Annotated in this window: 16 protein-coding genes; 6 read left to right on the forward strand and 10 right to left on the reverse strand. The window is 71.7% G+C overall.

Translation table 11 applies throughout. The annotated features are described in order from the left end of the window. The first annotated feature begins 7 nt into the window (after positions 1-7). Entirely contained in the window at positions 8-577 is a 570-nt protein-coding gene (locus tag AB0G52_RS13335; RefSeq protein ID WP_132886252.1) for a dienelactone hydrolase family protein, read from the forward strand. A gap of 7 nt (positions 578-584) precedes the next feature. Here AB0G52_RS13335 and AB0G52_RS13340 read toward each other — a convergent pair whose 3' ends face one another. From AB0G52_RS13340 to AB0G52_RS13360, 5 genes are all read right to left on the reverse strand, one after another. Continuing rightward, a complete protein-coding gene (locus AB0G52_RS13340; protein WP_361336378.1) occupies positions 585-2,267 on the reverse strand; it encodes an alkaline phosphatase D family protein in 1,683 nt (560 codons plus the stop codon). Positions 2,268-2,381: 114 nt separating this feature from the next. Then, positions 2,382-2,717, reverse strand: a complete 336-nt coding sequence (locus tag AB0G52_RS13345) for a hypothetical protein (RefSeq protein ID WP_132886250.1) — start codon at positions 2,715-2,717, stop codon at positions 2,382-2,384. 231 nt (positions 2,718-2,948) lie between these two features. Further along, positions 2,949-3,770, reverse strand: a complete 822-nt coding sequence (locus AB0G52_RS13350; protein WP_361336380.1) for a thioredoxin domain-containing protein — start codon at positions 3,768-3,770, stop codon at positions 2,949-2,951. A 99-nt stretch (positions 3,771-3,869) separates the two neighbouring features. Then, complete coding sequence (locus AB0G52_RS13355; protein WP_132886248.1) at positions 3,870-4,565, reverse strand: hypothetical protein; 696 nt, start codon at positions 4,563-4,565, stop codon at positions 3,870-3,872. Between the two features lie 67 nt (positions 4,566-4,632). After that, complete coding sequence (locus AB0G52_RS13360) at positions 4,633-5,958, reverse strand: DUF2252 domain-containing protein (protein ID WP_132886247.1); 1,326 nt, start codon at positions 5,956-5,958, stop codon at positions 4,633-4,635. Positions 5,959-6,141: 183 nt separating this feature from the next. On the opposite strand from AB0G52_RS13360, the gene dnaE reads away from it, so the two are divergent. Beyond that, a complete protein-coding gene (gene dnaE / locus AB0G52_RS13365) occupies positions 6,142-9,681 on the forward strand; it encodes a DNA polymerase III subunit alpha (RefSeq protein ID WP_132886246.1) in 3,540 nt (1,179 codons plus the stop codon). 111 nt (positions 9,682-9,792) lie between these two features. Here the strand turns inward: dnaE and AB0G52_RS13370 are convergent, their stop codons facing one another. Beyond that, the gene (locus AB0G52_RS13370) at positions 9,793-9,972 is read right to left on the reverse strand and encodes a hypothetical protein (RefSeq protein WP_132886245.1); all 180 of its coding nucleotides are present in this window, start codon (positions 9,970-9,972) and stop codon (positions 9,793-9,795) included. A 221-nt stretch (positions 9,973-10,193) separates the two neighbouring features. On the opposite strand from AB0G52_RS13370, the gene AB0G52_RS13375 reads away from it, so the two are divergent. The 4 genes from AB0G52_RS13375 (at position 10,194) to AB0G52_RS13390 (ending at position 14,164) form a co-directional block, all read left to right on the forward strand. After that, positions 10,194-11,420: an NYN domain-containing protein gene (locus tag AB0G52_RS13375; RefSeq protein WP_132886244.1), complete on the forward strand. Its 1,227-nt coding sequence runs from the start codon at positions 10,194-10,196 to the stop codon at positions 11,418-11,420. A 123-nt stretch (positions 11,421-11,543) separates the two neighbouring features. Then, complete coding sequence (locus AB0G52_RS13380; RefSeq protein WP_132886243.1) at positions 11,544-12,518, forward strand: ABC transporter ATP-binding protein; 975 nt, start codon at positions 11,544-11,546, stop codon at positions 12,516-12,518. Positions 12,519-12,636: 118 nt separating this feature from the next. Further along, positions 12,637-13,464 (forward strand): ABC transporter permease, encoded by an 828-nt coding sequence (locus AB0G52_RS13385; protein WP_132886242.1) that lies wholly within the window; start codon positions 12,637-12,639, stop codon positions 13,462-13,464. A 34-nt stretch (positions 13,465-13,498) separates the two neighbouring features. Then, positions 13,499-14,164: a DUF2567 domain-containing protein gene (locus AB0G52_RS13390; RefSeq protein ID WP_132886241.1), complete on the forward strand. Its 666-nt coding sequence runs from the start codon at positions 13,499-13,501 to the stop codon at positions 14,162-14,164. Between the two features lie 404 nt (positions 14,165-14,568). Here the strand turns inward: AB0G52_RS13390 and ybaK are convergent, their stop codons facing one another. From ybaK to AB0G52_RS13410, 4 genes are all read right to left on the reverse strand, one after another. After that, on the reverse strand, positions 14,569-15,075 hold the full coding sequence (ybaK, locus tag AB0G52_RS13395; protein ID WP_361336385.1) for a Cys-tRNA(Pro) deacylase: 507 nt from the start codon (positions 15,073-15,075) through the stop codon (positions 14,569-14,571). Positions 15,076-15,091: 16 nt separating this feature from the next. Continuing rightward, on the reverse strand, positions 15,092-15,832 hold the full coding sequence (locus AB0G52_RS13400) for an LON peptidase substrate-binding domain-containing protein (RefSeq protein ID WP_132886239.1): 741 nt from the start codon (positions 15,830-15,832) through the stop codon (positions 15,092-15,094). Between the two features lie 11 nt (positions 15,833-15,843). Next, positions 15,844-16,899, reverse strand: coding sequence for a hypothetical protein (locus tag AB0G52_RS13405; RefSeq protein ID WP_361336387.1), 1,056 nt, complete (start codon positions 16,897-16,899; stop codon positions 15,844-15,846). Between the two features lie 136 nt (positions 16,900-17,035). Then, a complete protein-coding gene (locus AB0G52_RS13410) occupies positions 17,036-18,613 on the reverse strand; it encodes an oxidoreductase (RefSeq protein WP_132886238.1) in 1,578 nt (525 codons plus the stop codon). Between the last annotated feature and the right edge of the window lie 99 nt (positions 18,614-18,712).

Here is an 18,712-nt window from a genome sequence, read left to right on the forward strand (position 1 = left end):
TGGGCGCATGAACATCATGCTCTTTCACTCGACCTATGGCCTCAGGCCCGCCGTGCGCGAGGCGGCGGACCGGCTGCGTGCCGCCGGGCACGAGGTGTGGACGCCCGACCTCTTCGAGGGGCGCACCTTCGACACGGTCGAGGACGGCATGGAGTTCAACGAGTCGATCGGCAAGGACGAGCTGCTGAAGCGGGCCGTGCTGGCGGCGGCGCCGTACTCGGAGCGCGGGCTGGTGTACGCGGGGTTCTCGCTGGGTGCGTCGATCGCGCAGACGCTGGGGCTGGGCGACGAGCGGGCGCGGGGGCTGCTGCTTCTGCACGGCACCTCGGACATCGCGCCGAACGCCGCGGTGGACGAGCTGCCGGTGCAGCTGCACGTGGCCGAGCCGGACGCCTTCGAGACCGACGACTGGCTGAGCGCCTGGTACCTGCAGATGGGCCGGGCGGGCGCCGACGTGGAGATCTACCGGTACCCGGGCGCCGGGCACCTCTACACCGACCCGGGCCTGCCGGACTACGACGAGGAGGCCGCCGAGGCCACCTGGCGGGTGGCGCTCGGCTTCCTCGACACGCTGTAGGCGGGGGTCACACCGGGTCGTAGGTGCGCTCGACCTTCTGGGTGCCGCTGCGGGTGCGGTACGAGCGCTCCCAGGAGGCGGTGGCGTCGGCCTTCGTCTTGTCGGAGAGGACGTAGTAGTCCATCTGCGCCCGGTCGGCGGTGATGTCCAGGACGCCGTAGCCGTGCCGGTCGGTGTCGACCCAGTGGACGTGCCGGTTGGCCAGCTGGATGACCGGTGCGGCGAGCGTGGAGACGGCGCCCGGGGAGACCTTGAGGATGTCGTCCAGGTTGTCCGACGTCACCGAGGTGACCACGAACTCGGTGGCGGCCGAGGCGGACAGCGGGTAGGTCCCGGCGTCGACGGGCACGTCGTTGGCCCACGCCATGTGGATGTCGCCGGTCAGGAAGACCGTGTTGCCGATCGCGTGGGAACGCAGGTGGGCCAGCAGCTCGCGGCGGTCGTCGGTGTAGCCGTCCCACTGGTCGGTGTTGAGGGCGAGGCCGTCCTGGGGCAGGCCCAGCAGCTTGGCGAGCGGCTTCAGCAGGTCGGCGGAGAGCGAGCCGATGGCGAACGGCGAGATCATCACCGAGTTGCCGACCAGCCGCCAGGTGGTGTCGGAGGCCTGCAGCCCGGCCTTCAGCCAGTCGAGCTGGGCACGGCCGGTGATCGTGCGGTCCGGGTCGTCGACCGAGCCGCTGCCCGCGGACACCTGCTGGGAGCGGAAGGAGCGCAGGTCGAGCAGGGAGAGGTCGGCGAGCTTGCCGAAGCGCAGTCGGCGGTAGGTCGTGCCGGCGATGGCCGGGCGGACCGGCATCCACTCGAAGTAGGCCTGCTTGGCGGCGGCCTGACGGGCGGTCCAGGTGCCTTCGGCGCCCTCGGTGTGGTTCTCGGCACCGCCGGACCAGGAGTCGTTGGCGAACTCGTGGTCGTCCCAGATCGCGATCACCGGCGCCTTGGCGTGCAGGGCCTGCAGGTCGGGGTCGGTCTTGTACATGCCGTGCCGTATGCGGTAGTCCGCGAGCGTGATGATCTCGTGGGTGGGCGCGTGCTGCCGGACCACGGTGCCGCGGGTGCCGTACTCGCCGGTGCCGTACTCGTAGATGTAGTCGCCCAGGTGCAGCCAGGCGTCCAGGTCGCCCCGGGCTGCCAGGTGACGGTAGGAGGCGAAGTAGCCGGCCTCCCAGTTGGCGCACGAGACCACACCGAACCGCAGGCCGGGGACGGCGGCGTCGGGCGCCGGCGCGGTGCGGGTGCGGGCGACCGGCGAGTCCGTGCCGCCGGCCGAGAAGCGGAAGAAGTAGTCGGTGGCCGGCGCCAGTCCGCGGATGTCGGCCTTGACCGTGTGGTCGGAGGCGGCGGTCGCGGTGACGGTACCGCGGGAGACGACGTTCGTCAGCGCCCTGTCGGTGGCGACGACCCAGCTGACCTCGGTGTCCGGGCCGACCCCGGAGCCGGGCAGGGCGTCGGCGATCGGGGTCACCCGGGTCCACAGCAGGATGCCGTCGGGCAGCGGGTCGCCGGAGGCGGTGCCGTGCAGGAAGGCGGGGACGTCCGAGGCGGCCCGGGCCGGCAGCGCGGCGGCGAACGGGGCGGCCAGAACAGCGGTCGCCGCCGCGGCCTTGACGACCGTACGGCGGCGGGGGGCGAGGGCGCCGGGGCGCTCGGACGGGGTGCCGGCGCTCGTGGATGCTCTGTGTCGACTGGTCACGGGCGATCACATTACTGACGAGTAGTGCCGCTATCAGGCGAACCGGAAAGAGGTTCGCCCGATGTTCGACTGCGCGTCAGCCACCGACCTCGCGGGCCGTCCCCGAGAACGGGGTCAGCAGATGTTCACCGACCCGGAGGACAAGGAAAGGTTCCCGGAGTAGATCCAGCCTTTGGTCTGGCCGCTGCCCACGCGCCCGTACACCCAGAAATTCCCGGACGTGTTGTAGACCCCGCACCAGGCGTGAAAAGCCGTACCCGGGGCCACCGACTGGGTCTGCGCACACGACTCGAACGGTCCGTTCCGAAGGTGCCCCACCACCACTTTGAGCTCGCCGTTGGAATTGTTGGGGCCGGTGCTCCCGCATCCGTACGTCGTGTCCGCGCTGGCCGGGGACGCCCCGCCCACGGTGATGCCACCCAGTACGGCAGTGGTGGCGGCAGCGGTCACGAGGGCTTTCTTGAATCTCATCTTTCCTCCGCAACGTGTCATGTCCGGGGTGCGGCGTGAACGCTACCTTGATCAAACGTTGAATGTAAACGGCTTTTCTTTGCCCGGACGATGATGGCGGATGTACGTCCCTTTACTTGTCTTGATTTCGTTGCCCGGTATTCACGACCGGGAGCCGAAAAGCGGAATGCCTCGGACCGCATATGCGGTCCGAGGCATTCCGCTTGCTGTTCAGCCCTTGAGGGCCGTGGCCACCGCGGTCTCGTAGTCGGCGACGGTCATCGGGGCGCTGCCGTTGGGGCCGTTGACGAGCTTGCCGTCCATCACGAGGGACGGCGTGCCCTGGATGTTGTACTTCTTGCTGTCCGTGTCGAACTTCTGGCTCATCAGGAGAGCCCACTTGTCGAAGGTCCCGTTCTTCACGGCGGTCTGGAACTTCGCGTTGCCCTTCAGGGCCGGGACCGTGTCCGCCACCTTGATCAGGTAGGCGTCGTCCTTGAACTTGTCGTCGGTCTCCTCGGGGTGGTACTTCTTCGAGTACATCGCGCTCTTGTACTCGAGGAACGCCTCGGGACTGACGTTCAGCGCCGCGCCGAGAGCGCTCAGCCCGTTCTTCGACCCCTCGCCCGTGAGCCGGTCGTCGAGGAAGGTCGCGCCCACGTACTGGATCTTGTACTTGCCGTCCGCGACGTCCTTGTCCACGGTCGATCCGACCGTCTGCTCGAACTGGGCGCAGATGGGGCAGCGCGGGTCCTCGTACATGGCGAGGGTCTTCTTGGCGCTCGCCTTGCCGATGACGACCGTCGTGCCGTTCTCGCCGCTGGTGTTCGCCGGTTTGACGAGCTTCTCGCTCTTGACGCTCTCCCAGTGGGCGGGCTTGTTGTTCTGGACGACGGCGTAGCCTATGCCGCCCGCCGCGGCCAGCACGGCCACGACCGCGCCGGCCACGATGAGCTGCCGCTTGGCCTTCGCGCGCTTGGCCTGCTTCTCGCGCTCGACGCGCAGCCGCTCCCGGGCGGCGGTCTTGGCGGCCGCGCTGTTGCGCTTGCTCATGTCGGTGATCTCCCTTGGGGACGCGCACATCTCGTACGCGGGATACGTGTGAGGGCCCCGTCCTGCTCGGACGAGGGACGTGCTCGGGAGGAGGGGCGCTCAGGAGAAGGCGAGAGGCCGTGCGGGCGCCCCGGAGCGCGGCGGTCCGCGCCGTACCAGGGAGTGCACGAGCACCAGCTCGCGGGCGGCGGCCGTCCGCGGCGCCGGGCGCGGCCGCGGCCGAACCGAGGCCGGCCGGACCGTGCCCGCGGCGACCGCGAGGAGCAGCGGCCGGAAGGTGGTGGCGGCGACCGCGCGCAGCAGCTGGGTCAGGGCGCGCTCGCCCCGGCGCAGCCAGGCCGCGGCCAGCAGGCCGACGCAGACGTGCGCGGCGAGCAGCAGCCAGGCGGCGGCCGGGTCGGCGTGCGCGAGGGCCGCCGAGGCGCGGGAGCCGCCGGCCATCTGGGCCAGCGGAGTGCCCACCGCGCCGTGGCACAGCACGTCGAAGCCGACCGCGCGCAGCGGGCCGGTGACGGGGCCGCCCGCTGGGCCGTAGCAGGCGTGCTGGCCGGTGGTGAACACCGTGTCGGCGGCCAGCTCCAGCGGGATCAGCAGAGCGGCGATCCGGCCGAAGCCACGCTCGCGACCGGCCAGCGCGTACGCCGCGCAGAACACCCCGGCGGCCACCGTGGCCAGCGTCGCGGCCGGCAGCGGGGCCCGGGACAGCAGCACGTGCGACGCGGTGCTGAGCGTCACGACGAAGGCCGTGAACAGCGCCGCGCGCACGGCTCTGAGCTGGGTCCCGGATATGTCCATAGCGGTGAAGAGTGTGTCACGTACTCGCGTAGGGGACCCCTAAAGGTGCCCTGTGGATCCGCGAAGGTTACAGGCCCGGAATACGGCCGTTGCGGAAGAGGTCGACGAAGATCTGGTGGTCGGTGCGGGCGCGGGCGCCGTAGCTGTGGGCGAAGTCGGTCAGCAGGGGGGCGAAGCCGTCCTCGTCGGCGGCGATCGCCGCGTCGATGGCCCGCTCGGTGGAGAACGGCACCAGGGACTCGCCGGACTGGTCGTCGGCCGCCGCGTGCATGGACGCCGTGGCCCGGCCGAGGTCCGCCACCACCACCGCGATCTCCTCCGGGTCGTCGAGGTCGCTCCAGTCCAGGTCCACCGCGTACGGCGACACCTCGGCGACCAGCTGCCCGGCGCCGTCCAGCTCGGTCCAGCCCAGCCACGGGTCGGCGTGCGCCTGCAGGGCACGCTGCGAGATCACCGTGCGGTGGCCCTCGTGCTGGAAGTAGTCCCGGATCGCCGGATCCGTGACGTGCCGGGAGACCGCCGGGGTCTGGGCCTGCTTGATGTAGATCACGACGTCGTTCTCCAGGGCGTCCGTGGCCCCCTCCAGGAGGATGTTGTACGAGGGCAGACCGGCCGATCCGATGCCGATCCCGCGACGCCCCACCACGTCCTTCACGCGGTAGGAGTCCGGACGGGACAGGGACGCCTCGGGGAGGGTCTCCAGATAGCCGTCGAAGGCCGCGAGCACCTTGTAGCGGGTGGCGGCGTCCAGCTCGATGGAGCCGCCGCCGGCGGCGAAGCGGCGCTCGAAGTCCCGGATCTCCGTCATCGAGTCCAGCAGCTCGAAGCGGGTCAGCGAGCGGGCCGCGCGCAGCACGCCGAGCAGCGGGCCCTCGGCGGTGTCCAGGGTGAAGGGCGGCACCTCGTCGCTCTTCGCGCCCGTCGCCAGCGCGTGGATCCGCTCCCGGTAGGCGGCCGCGTACACCTCGACCAGGTCGGTGATCTGCTCGTCGCTGAGCGCCTTCGCGTACCCGACCAGCGCTATGGAGGCGGCGAAGCGCTTCAGGTCCCAGGTGAAGGGGCCGACGTAGGCCTCGTCGAAGTCGTTGACGTTGAAGACCAGGCGGCCGTTGGAGTCCATGTACGTGCCGAAGTTCTCCGCGTGCAGGTCGCCGTGGATCCACACGCGCGAGGTGCGCTCGTCCAGGTACGGGCCGCCGCGCCGGTCGGCGTCGAGGTCGTGGTAGAAGAGCCCCGCCGTGCCGCGGTAGAAGGCGAAGGCCGAGGCGGCCATCTTCCGGAACTTGACGCGGAACGCGGCCGGGTCGGCGGCCAGGAGCTCGCCGAAGGCGGTGTCGAAAACGGCGAGGATCTCCTCGCCGCGCTGCTCGTCGTTGAGCGGGGTGACCGACATCGCGGAGTGCCTCCTGGTGCATGACGTGTACGACAGCCGTATCTGCCGTACCCAACGCACGAAGGTACGTGGGAGTGCCCGGCCGGTGTCAGTCCCGGGGCATAGACTTCGACGCTGTCCCCCGAGACTGTCCGCAGCCGGTCGGAAGATCGTGGAAGCCTGTTCTTTTTGGAGGCAGAACCAGTGTCGAAGCCGCCCTTCACGCACCTGCACGTCCACACCCAGTACTCCCTGCTGGACGGTGCCGCGCGGCTGAAGGACATGTTCAACGCCTGCAACGAGATGGGCATGACGCACATCGCCATGTCCGACCACGGCAACCTGCACGGGGCGTACGACTTCTTCCACTCCGCCCAGAAGGCCGGGGTGACCCCGATCATCGGGATCGAGGCGTACGTCGCCCCCGAGTCCCGGCGGAACAAGCGCAAGATCCAGTGGGGGCAGCCCCACCAGAAGCGGGACGACGTCTCCGGTTCCGGTGGTTACACGCACAAGACGATGTGGGCGGTGAACAAGACCGGCCTGCACAACCTCTTCAAACTGTCCTCCGACGCCTACGCCGAGGGCTGGCTGCAGAAGTGGCCCCGGATGGACAAGGAGACCATCTCCCAGTGGTCCGAGGGGATCGTGGCCTCCACCGGCTGCCCCTCCGGCGAGGTGCAGACCCGGCTGCGGCTCGGCCAGTACGACGAGGCGCTGAAGGCCGCCGCCGACTACCAGGACATCTTCGGCAAGGACCGTTACTTCCTGGAGCTGATGGACCACGGCATCGACATCGAGCACCGGGTGCGCGACGGCCTCCTGGACATCGGCCGCAAGCTCGGCATCCCGCCGCTGGTGACGAACGACTCGCACTACACGTACGCGCACGAGGCGGCCGCCCACGACGCACTGCTGTGCATCCAGACCGGCAAGAACCTCTCCGACCCCGACCGCTTCAAGTTCGACGGCACCGGCTACTACCTGAAGTCCACGGACGAGATGTACGCCATCGACTCCTCGGACGCCTGGCAGGAAGGCTGCGCCAACACGCTCCTGGTCGCCGAGATGGTCGACACCACGGGCATGTTCGAGAAGCGCGACCTCATGCCCAAGTTCGACATCCCCGAGGGCTACACCGAGGTCTCCTGGTTCAAGGAGGAGGTCCGCCGGGGCATGGACCGCCGCTTCCCGGGCGGTGTCCCCGAGGACCGGCAGAAGCAGGTCGAGTACGAGATGGACGTCATCATCCAGATGGGGTTCCCGGGCTACTTCCTGGTCGTCGCCGACTTCATCATGTGGGCCAAGAACAACGGCATCGCGGTCGGCCCCGGCCGAGGCTCCGCGGCCGGCTCGATCGTCGCCTACGCCATGGGCATCACCGACCTCGACCCGATCCCGCACGGCCTGATCTTCGAGCGGTTCCTCAACCCCGAGCGCGTCTCCATGCCCGACGTCGACATCGACTTCGACGAGCGCAGGCGCGTCGAGGTCATCAGGTACGTCACCGAGAAGTACGGCGCCGACAAGGTCGCCATGATCGGCACCTACGGCAAGATCAAGGCCAAGAACGCCATCAAGGACTCCGCGCGCGTGCTCGGCTACCCGTACGCCATGGGGGACCGGCTCACCAAGGCGATGCCCGCCGACGTCCTCGGCAAGGGCATCGACCTCGACGGCATCACCAACCCCTCGCACCCGCGGTACAACGAGGCGGGCGAGATCCGTGCCATGTACGAGAACGAGCCGGACGTCAAGAAGGTCATCGACACCGCGAAGGGCGTCGAGGGCCTGGTGCGGCAGATGGGTGTGCACGCGGCCGGCGTGATCATGTCCAGCGAGCCCATCGTCGACCACGCCCCGATCTGGGTGCGGCACACGGACGGCGTGACCATCACGCAGTGGGACTACCCGCAGTGCGAGTCGCTCGGCCTGCTGAAGATGGACTTCCTCGGCCTGCGCAACCTGACGATCATGGACGACGCCGTCAAGATGGTGAAGTCCAACAAGGGCATCGACCTCGACCTGCTGTCCCTGCCGCTCGACGACCCGAAGACCTTCGAACTCCTCCAGCGCGGCGACACCCTGGGCGTCTTCCAGTTCGACGGCGGCCCCATGCGGTCCCTGCTGCGTCTGATGAAGCCCGACAACTTCGAAGACATCTCCGCCGTGTCGGCGCTCTACCGCCCCGGCCCGATGGGCATGGACTCGCACACCAACTACGCGCTGCGCAAGAACAAGCTCCAGGAGATCACCCCGATCCACAAGGAGCTGGAGGAGCCCCTGGAAGAGGTCCTGGCCGTCACCTACGGCCTGATCGTCTACCAGGAGCAGGTGCAGAAGGCCGCGCAGATCATCGCGGGCTACTCGCTCGGCGAGGCCGACATCCTGCGCCGCGTGATGGGCAAGAAGAAGCCCGAGGAACTGGCGAAGAACTTCACCATCTTCCAGGCCGGTGCCCGCAAGAACGGCTACAGCGACGAGGCCATCCAGGCGCTGTGGGACGTGCTGGTCCCGTTCGCCGGATACGCGTTCAACAAGGCGCACTCGGCCGCGTACGGCCTGGTCTCGTACTGGACCGCGTACCTGAAGGCCAACCACCCCGCCGAGTACATGGCGGGGCTGCTCACCTCGGTCAAGGACGACAAGGACAAGTCGGCCGTCTACCTCAACGAGTGCCGGCGCATGGGCATCAAGGTGCTCCCGCCCAACGTCAACGAGTCGGTGCACAACTTCGCCGCGCAGGGCGACGACGTGATCCTCTTCGGCCTGGAGGCCGTCCGCAACGTCGGTACGAACGTGGTCGAGTCGATCATCAGGAGCCGCAAGGCGAAGGGCAAGTACACCTCCTTCCCCGACTACCTCGACAAGGTCGAGGCGGTCGCGTGCAACAAGCGCACCACGGAATCGCTGATCAAGGCGGGTGCCTTCGACTCCCTGGGGCACACCCGCAAGGGCCTCACCGCGCACTTCGACACGATGATCGACAACGTGGTCGCGGTGAAGCGCAAGGAGGCCGAGGGGCAGTTCGACCTGTTCGGCGGGATGGGCGAGGAGGAGAGCGACGAACCCGGCTTCGGCCTCGACGTCGTCTTCACCGACGAGGAGTGGGACAAGACCTATCTGCTCGCCCAGGAGCGGGAGATGCTCGGTCTGTACGTCTCCGACCACCCCCTCTTCGGCCTGGAGCACGTGCTCTCCGACAAGGCCGACGCCGGCATCGCGCAGCTGACCGGCGGTGAGCACGCCGACGGCGCGGTGGTGACGATCGGCGGCATCATCTCGGGTCTCCAGCGCAAGATGACCAAGCAGGGCAACGCCTGGGCGATCGCCACCGTGGAGGACCTCGCGGGCTCCATCGAGTGCATGTTCTTCCCGGCGAGCTACCAGTTGATCTCCACCCAACTCGTCGAGGACGCGGTGGTGTTCGTCAAGGGTCGGCTCGACAAGCGCGAGGACGTGCCGCGGCTGGTCGGCATGGAACTCACGGTCCCGGACCTGTCCAACGCCGGCACCAACGCGCCGGTGGTCCTCACCATCCCGGCCACCCGGGTCACCCCGCCGATGGTCAGCCGGCTCGGCGAGATCCTCAGTCACCACAAGGGCGACAGCGAGGTCCGGATCAAGCTCCAGGGTCCGACCAGGACGACGGTGCTGCGCCTCGACCGGCACCGGGTGAAGCCGGATCCGGCGCTGTTCGGCGACCTGAAGGTGCTGCTCGGCCCGTCCTGCCTGGCCGGATGAGCGGGAGCGCGGCCCGCTGAGCCGTGCGCGTGCCGGAGGGGCGCACCCGATGCGGGTGCGCCCCTCCGTCGTGCCCGGGCTTCAAGCGCCCTGGCGGACCCGCCGGTCCGCTCAGTTGTGGCCGAAGCGCTTCTGCTGCTTACGGGCAACATCCGCGGGGCTGCCCTGGATGTGCGACACCGGCGAGTCGTGGGACTCGGCCGACGCGCGCTGCGCGTGCTCGTGGGCCTGCTCGGCCTGGGGCGCGCGGTTCTGCGAGCCGCCCTGCTTACGGTTCTTGTTCTTGGCCATGGTGATCTGCCTCCTGTGGGGGATCTAGGGGCCGGATTCAGATTCACATAGGCTGACAACAGACGCATTTCGGATAATTACCGTGTGTAACAGGGCTTGTCGGCGAGGAAGGTCCCGAAACGCCACGCCGAAGATCGAGTTCGGGCCGTTAACCCCCGCGCCGTCGGGCAGACTCGAAGGAAGCCCCGAAAAGCAAACCTCCCGGAAAGAGGGTGAGTCGCGTGGACCGCTGCATCGTCCTGGTGGACGCCGGGTATCTGCTGGGTGCCGCCGCCAGTCTCCTCGCCGGTGAGCCCTCCCGATCCCGGATCACCGTCGACCACGCCGCGCTGATCCAGGCGCTGCGCGAGCGCGCGGAGTCCGACACCGAACGTCCACTGCTGCGCATCTACTGGTTCGACGGCGCCCCCGACCGGGTTCCGCAGCCGGAGCACCGCCGGCTGCGCGTGATGCCCCGGGTGACCGTCCGGCTCGGCGCCCTGACCCGCAGCGACGGACGCTGGGCGCAGAAGGGCGTGGACGCGGCCATGCACGCCGAGCTGACCGAACTGGCCCGCAACCGCGCCTGCTCCGACATCGTCCTGGTGACCGGCGACGGGGATCTGCTGCCGGGCATGATGGCCGCCAAGGAGCACGGTGTCGCCGTGCACCTGTGGGCCGTGCAGGCCGCCGACGGCGACTACAACCAGTCCGAGGACCTGGTCGCCGAGGCCGACGAGCGGCGGGTCCTGGACCGCGCGTGGATCACCCAGGCGGTCCGGGCCAAGGAGCTGACCGCGGTCTGCGCACCCTCGCCGGTGCCCCGGCCGGAGATCGCCGCGATCCTCTCCGCGCCGCTGCCCGAGTCGGCGCCGGCCGCCGCGGAGACCGGCACCGAGGAGGGCGAGCGGGCGCCGGTGGCGGGCGCCGCCGGGAGCGGGACGCAGGAGAGGGTGCCCGCGCCGAAGGGGGTGCCGACGCCGAAGGACCTCGCGGCGCTGCGGGCGCCGGGGCCGCACCCGGTGCACCCGGTGCCCCCGGCGACCACCGCCACGCTGCGGTGGTCCTCCGACAAGGGGTGGGTGGACCGGCCGGGCACCGTCACGGAGTCGGCGGAGGCGGCCGCCATGCCGACGCTGGCTCAGCTGACCACGGCGGAGCAGCGGTGGGCCGACCGCGAGGAGGACATCACGACCGTCGGCGGCGATCCCTACGAGGTCGGACAGGTGTTCGCCCGGCGGTGGATCTCGCGGCTCGGGGACCAGGGGCACCTGCACCGGCTGTCCGGGATGTACCCGCGGATTCCGCACCGGATCGACGGGGAACTGCTGCGGTACGCGGCGCGGTTCGGGCTGCTCGCGCACAAGGACGACCAGATCGACGAGCACGACCGGTACGCCATCCGGGCGGGGTTCTGGAGAGAGTTCGACGTGCCGGCGGGGGCCGGGGAGCACGCGTCCTCTGAGTGAAAGTCCCCCTGCCGCCGACGAGGCCCTGAGGCGCCCCAAAGACGAGTAAACGTGTGCGACCCCGTAGTCTCGTGCCTTGTGAGTACGCGCGTAGGTCCGGCACTTCGGCAACAGAGTGACGTCGTGTGTGCCGTGCGTGGGCTGACCAAGACCTACGCCGCGGTCAAGGGACGCCGTGGCGCTCCCGGCGTGCCCGAGGTGCGGGCCACCGACGGAGTGGAGCTTGAGGTCCGGCGGGCGGAGATCTTCGGGCTGCTCGGGCCGAACGGGGCCGGGAAGTCCACGCTGGTGCGACAGCTCACGGGGCTGCTGCGGCCCGACTCGGGCGGTGTCGAGATCCTCGGGCACGACATCGTGCGGCATCCGGAGCGGGCGGCGCGGATCCTCGCCTACCTGGGGCAGCAGTCCAGCGCCCTCGACGAGCTGACCGTCTCCCTCGCCGCCGAGACGACCGGGCGGCTGCGCGGCCTCGACGTACGGCAGGCGCGCCGGGAGCGCGACGCCGTGCTGGAGGAGCTGGGGCTGACGCCGATCGCCGGGCGGCCGCTCAAGAAGCTCTCCGGCGGACAGCGGCGGCTGGCCTGCTTCGCCGCCGCGCTGGTCGGGGAGCGGCCGCTGCTCGTGCTGGACGAACCGACGACCGGGATGGACCCGGTGGCCCGGCGGGCGGTGTGGGCCGCCGTCGACCGGCGGCGCGCCGAGCGGGGCACGACCGTCGTGCTGGTCACCCACAACGTGATCGAGGCGGAGACGGTCCTGGACCGGGTCGCCGTCCTGGACCAGGGGCGGGTCATCGCCTGCGACACCCCCGCCGGGCTCAAGGAACGGGTCGCCGGCGAGGTGCGGGTCGAGCTGGTGTGGCGGGAGCGGGCGCCGCTGGACGTGCCCGAGGTGGCCGCCCTGCGGGAGCGCGCCGTCGAGTCCGGCCGGCGCTGGACGCTGCGGCTCGCGCCCGAGGAGGCCCGGGCCGCCGTCGCCACGGTGACCGGCGGGGCCGCCTTCGCCGCCCTGGACGACTTCACCCTCGCCACGCCCAGCCTGGAGGACGTCTACCTGGCGCTGGGCGGCGCCGCGCGGCAGGGGCTGGTGAAGGCGTGACGGTGGATGCGAGAGTGAACGCGGCGGCGGACGGGCCCGTACGGGAGGACACGGCGGCCGTACGTGCCGTGGGCGCCGTTCGGAATGCCGTCGCCGTCGGGAAGAGGAGCAGCGCGACGTGAGTGTCGTACCCGCGGAGATCCTGTCGGGCGGTGCCCTGGGCGCGGAGGGGACGGCGCCGGGCGGCGTGGTGGCCGAGCTGGGGCCGCGTGCCCGGCTGTGGCCGTCGCTGACGGCCGTCTACCGGGCGCAGCTGTCCCGCGCCCGGGTGGCGCGGATCCCGCTGCTGTTCGTCGCGACCTTCCAGTCCGTCGGCATCATGATCATGATGCGCGGGGTGGTGGACAACCGGGGCGAGGCCCAGTCCGTGGTGGCCGGCTCCTCGGTGGTCGTCGTCGCCTTCGTGGCCCTGAACCTGCTGGCGCAGTACTTCGGGCAGCTGCGGGCGAGCGGCGGACTCGACCACTACGCCACCCTGCCGGTGCCGCCGGCCTCCGTGGTGCTCGGGGCCGCCGCAGCGTACGCCTCCTTCACCGTGCCGGGCACGCTGGTGACGGCCGCCTTCGGGTGCGTGCTGTTCGGACTGCCGCTGGGGAACCTGTGGGTCCTCGTCGCGGTGATCCCGCTCGCCGGGGCCGCCTTGGCCGGACTGGGCGCCGCCTGCGGACTGCTCGCGCCGCGCCCCGAACTCGCCACGCTGCTCGGGCAGCTGGGCATGTCGGCGGCGCTGCTGCTGGGCGTGCTGCCGCCGGACCGGATGCCGGAGATCATCAGGTTCGCGCGCGACCTGCTGCCGTCGACGTACGGCGTCGAGGCCTACGCCCGTACCTTCGGGGCACGCCCCGACTGGGCCGTCGTCCTCGTCGACCTGGGTGTGTGCGCGGCGGTCGGGGTGGTGTCGCTGGCCGTCGCGACCTGGGCGTACCGCCGGGCCGCCGTCCGGTGACGCGCCGCACAGCGCGACCTGGCACGATGTCAGGGTGACCGCACCGTTGACGCCGCCCCCGCCGCCGCACGACCAGTCCTCGCACCAGGCCTGGCAGGTGCCGCCGCCCGCCGGGGCGGCCGCGGGAGAGTCGGGCGAGTACGGACAGGACGGTCCCGGGATGAAGACGGAACTGCGGGAGGCCGCGGTCGTCGCGGTCGCGCTGACCGTGAGCGGGGTGCTGCTGGGGCTGCTGTGGCTGTGGCTGGCGCCGCACGTGCCGCTGGTGGGGGACAGGTCCGGCAGGAGCTGGGTGGTCTACCTCAAGGACACCGAGGGCGAGCAGGCGGCCGGCGTGGACGGCACGTTCACGCTGCTGGCGCTGGCCTTCGGGGCCGTGAGCGCGGTGGCGGTGTTCCTGTGGCGGCGGCGCGGGGGCGTGCCGCTGGTGGTGGCGCTGGGCGTCGGCGGGCTGCTCGCCTCGCTGCTGGCGTGGCGGCTGGGGGTGTGGCTGGGACCCCAGCAGGACGTGATCGCGCATGCCAAGGCGGCGGGGAAGGGCGTGACCTTCTCGGCGCCGCTGAAGCTCGGGGCGAAGGGGGCGCTGCTCGCGTGGTCGTTCTCGGCGCTGCTGGTCCAGCTGGGCCTCACGGCACTGTTCGGCCCCCGCGACCCGGAACCCCCTTACGAGGAGAGCCCGTACGCGGCCCCGCCGGCCTAGACGTCCCCCCCGGCCGGGACGCGGCCGTGCCGGGAGACCGGGGGCGCCCGCCTGCCTGCCCGGGTGCCCCACCGCTGAGGCACGGCCGCGCCGGGCGATTGCGGGCGGCCGCCCGCCTGCCTGCGTGTCCCGCCGCTGGGGCACGGCCGCCGTGCCGGGAGGTCAGGGGTGGCCGCCCGCCTGCCTGGGAGTTCCGCCGCTTGGGCGCCGCCATGCCGGGAGGTCAGGGTGGGCGCCTGCCTGCCTGGGCGTATCGCCGCTGGGACGCGGCCGTGCCGGGAGACCGGGGGCGGCCGCCTGCCTGCCCGGGTGCCCCACCGCTGAGGCACGGCCGCGCCGGGCGATCGCGGGCGGTCGGCTGCCTGCCTGGGAGTCCGCCCGCGGGGTGCGGCCGTGCCGGGAGGTCAGGGGCGGGCGATCGGGGCCAGGGTGGCGGCCGTCAGCGTTGCCAGGGAGGCCGGGGCGAGTTCCACCTCCAGGCCCCGGCGGCCCGCCGACACGCAGACCGTGGCGTGGGACGACGCCGACGCGTCCAGGACCGTGGGCAGCTTCTTGCGCTGGCCGAGCGGGGAGATGCCGCCCCTGACGTAGCCCGTGGTGCGTTCGGCCAGGGCCGGGTCGGCCATCGCCGCGCGCTTGCCGCCGACCGCCGTGGCCAGGGCCTTGAGGTCCAGGCTGCCCGCCACCGGCACCACCGCGACCGTCAGCGCCCCGTCCACGTCCGCGACCAGCGTCTTGAAGACACGGTCCGGGGACACGCCCATGGCCTCCGCCGCCTCCTCGCCGTACGACGGGTGGGCGGGGTCGTGGTCGTAGGAGTGGACGGTGAAGTCCACGCCCGCCGCGGTCAGCGCCACCGTCGCCGGGGTGCCGCCCGCGGACTGCTGCTTCTTGTTCGCCTTCTTCGCCATGTCACAGGCCCCCTGCTCAGTTCAGACTCGTCGGCGACCGCGTCAGCTCCGCCGCGGGCAGTGACGGCAGGTTACGGATGATCGCCGTCTCGGAGCGAAGGAGTTTCAGCTCGTCACGGAGGCGTGAGGCGGTGTCGGGGGCCTGGAGCAGACGCTGCTTGGTGGGCGTGTCGTGCATCATCGCGGCGGCCACCAGGTAGGAGACGACGGACGGTTCGTCCGGGAGCTCGATCCCCGCGGTCAGGGAGCGCTCACGGGCACCGGCCAGCCGCTTCTGGTACTGGCGGAACGCCCGCAGGACCCCCTCCGCGAGCGGGCCGGCCTCGTCGCCCTGGTCCTCCGGCAGCTCCTCCAGCTCGGCCGTCAGGAACGGCCCGGAGGTGTCCACCGACAGCAGCCGCACCCGGTTCGTCCCCGTCGCCAGCACCTCGAACGTGCCGTTGGCCCGCTCCCGGATGGTCGCCGCGTCCGCCACACAGCCCACCCCGTGGAAGGACTTGAGGGGGTCGGGCCCGAAGCCGGCGGCCGGGCCCTTGTCCGGCTGGGCCGTCGGGTCCGGCATGCCCGGTGCGCTCGGTGCCACCTCGTGGCCGTCGCGGATCGCCACCACGGCGAACCGGCGCGGTTCTTCCTCGGGTGTCTTCAGCAGGTCGCGCATCATGGCGCGATAGCGCTCCTCGAAGATGTTCAGCGGCAGCACGAGCCCCGGGAACAACACCGAGTTCAGCGGGAAGAGGGGGAGACGGACGGTGGTCACGGCGCCACAGCCTAGTGGTCATCGGCGGTGACGTGCCCGCCGTGCTCGGTCCGTGGGCGTCCGGGGCCTCCCGGGGAGGGGATCGCTCCGGCCTCCGGGACGGGTTCCGTCCCGGCCAGCAGGTGGGCGCGCAGCCGTACGAAGTGGCCCAGCGGGTCGTCGGACAGGCGGTCCCAGGGGAAGGACGTGGCGTACGGGCCGATCAGGTGCAGCTGGGTGCGGGCGGCGTCCCAGCGTTCCAGGCGGACCAGGAGGTACATCAGCTTGTTGCGGACCTCGGCGGCCCACAGGTCGCCCGCCGGGAACCGGGCGGACAGGGCGATCGCCCGGTCGGCCGCCGCGTCCAGCCGGGCCCGGGGCACCTCGGGGCCGCAGCCGTCGGTCAGGTAGGCGAACGCCGCGCGGGCCGGCAGGGCCTGGACGAGCGAGTCGGCGGGCGCGTCCTGCGCGGCCAGGTCGGCGAAGTCGAAGCACTCGCGGTGCGAGCCGTGCCAGTAGGTGGCCAGATAGCGCAGGGCCGCCACATGGCAGCCGTAGTGGTGCGGGGCCCGGCGGACCGCCGCCTCCCACAGCTCCTCGAAGTACTTGTGGCCGGCGTTCGAGCCTCGGGCGTGGTCCAGGGCGATCCGCCACGGCACCGGGTCCCGGTCGTCGCCGCGGGCGGCGCTCGTGATCACGGGACTCACCGCGCGTAGCACCTCGCTCCGGGCCGGGGAGTCCCAGGCGTGGTCCACCGCCAGCTGGGCGCGCAGCACGAGCAGGTCGGGATCCTGCGGGGCGGCCGCGTGCCACTCGTCGACCCACTCCGGGCGGGAGCGGGCGAACAGGGCGAGGCGGCGCACGTACCGGTCGCGGGCCTCCCACTCGGCCGCCGCCCGGGTGCCGGCGAGCAGTCCCGCGGCGGGTCCGTAGGCGCCCTGACCGGCCGCGACCAGCGCCGGAGCGAGCCGCTCGTCGGGTGCGTCGAGGAGTACCTCGTCCTCGGCCGGCGGGAGCGGACCGAGGGCGGGGCGCGAAGTGGTTCTTGCCGTCCGTGCGGAGCGGAACAGCGCGCGCAGCGAAGCCATGGTCCCGCCATTGAAGGTCGGCGGGTCGGGCCCGCGCCAGACCGTCGGGCCAACTCCGCGAAAGTTGTACGGCCGAAGGTCAAGGGAAGGTAAAAGGTGAGGCGTGCTCACCTGCCGGCGGGCTGCCGAGGGCCGGCTATCCGCGCCTTAGCAGGCGGGTGGCACCCGCCGCCACCGTCGTGGCGAGGATCCAGCCCAGCAGGATCATCACCGTCGACGCCCACTCCCAGCCGCCGCTGAGGCGCCACTGACCGGCCTGGCCCAGGTCGATCACCGGCAGCAGCAGGTCGAGGACGAACAGCGCGGGCTCCCACGTGGGGTGGCCGCCGGGGTTCATCGGCGGATGCGGGGCGTGCGCGAAGGCGAGCGTGCCGGCCGCCCACAGCACCGCCATCCACACCGCCGCCCGTCCCGGCCGGTACCCGTAGGCCACGGTCAGGTCCTGGGCGTACCCCCAGAGCTTGCCGGCCAGCGGCAGCGTCTCGCGCCGCCGGCGCTGCTTGGCGAGCAGCACCTCGCGGGCGTCCTCGTCCTCGCCGGCGGCCCGCAGCACGCTCGCCAGCCGCTCGTAGGGCTCCGGGTTGTACTCGGCGGTCGCCGCCGCCACCCAGCCGAGCCGCCGGGTCAGCGGGAACGGACCCTGCGGCACCAGGTTCTCGTAGGCGAAGCCGCCCATGTGCAGCCGCCCGGGACCCGGCCAGCTGGTCGCCCGGTCGACCAGGCTGACGACCCGGGCGCCGGACAGCAGCACCCGGCCGCGCTGCGGCTCCTCCCCGAGGAACCGCAGCTCCGGCGCCTGCACCCGGCGCAGCGACAGCTCCTGGTCGTCGGTGAGGGCGAGCCGCGCCCGCTCCAGGTCCACCGCGTCCCCGAAGCGCCCGTCGTCCAGCCGGATGCCGCCCCGGCACTCGAACCGCTGGATCCGCGTCCCGCGCGCCGGGGTCGTCCCGCTCTGCCAGGGCCCGCCCACCCCGGCCGGGGTCAGGTACAGCGTGCGGCCGACGGTCAGCTGGGGCGCGTTGAGGGCGTACCGCCCGTCGGGGTTGAGCAGCCGCGCGCCGCGCAGGCTCAGCGAGACGCCCACCTTCGCGCTGCGCAGCCTCAGCTCGCCGTGCGACTCCAGGAGGTCCGCCTGGAGATCCTGGCCGACGGTCATGCCGTCGGCCGCGATCGACCGGCCGCTGCGGTCCCGGTGCACCACCGCCTCGTTCAGCAGCAGGTCGGTGCCGATGTGGGCGTCGGTCAGCCGGACCCCGCCGAGGAAACGGCAGCGCAGCAGGTGCAGGTCGCCCTCCGTGCGCACCCGGGCCGCCTCCAGGCGCGGCGCCGCGCAGTCCACGAACCGCACGGTCGTGAAGTGCGCCTCCGGCACCAGGATCTCCTCGTCGAACCGGCAGCCGCGCAGCTCCACGTACGGCAGGACGGTCCCGCCCGCCAGGTCCAGCGTGCCGCTGATCCGCACGCCGGCCAGCTTCAGCGAGGACACCCGGCCGGCGAGCGCGGGCGGGCCGTCGAGCAGCAGCCAGCAGACGATCCGGGCCCGCACGGTCCGCTCCGGTCCCCACGGGTGGCCCCCGTGCGGATCGTCCACGCGCGCGTCGCCGCTGCTCAGGTCGTACACGCTGCCGTTGCGGAACGCCTGCCACATACCGGCCTCGGCCGCGGTCAGATCGTCCGGCAGGTCGCCGTCCTGGACGGCGTCCCCCTCGGTCACGGCTCTTCCTTCCTCCTCAGGTGCTCGTAGCTACTCGTGAGTCATGTGCTCGCCCAGCGGTGATGCCCGTCCGTCTCGCCTCGAACACACGACGTGAGG

Origin of the sequence: Streptomyces sp. NPDC021562 (genome assembly GCF_040640875.1) — a bacterium.
Lineage (GTDB): Bacteria > Actinomycetota > Actinomycetes > Streptomycetales > Streptomycetaceae > Streptomyces.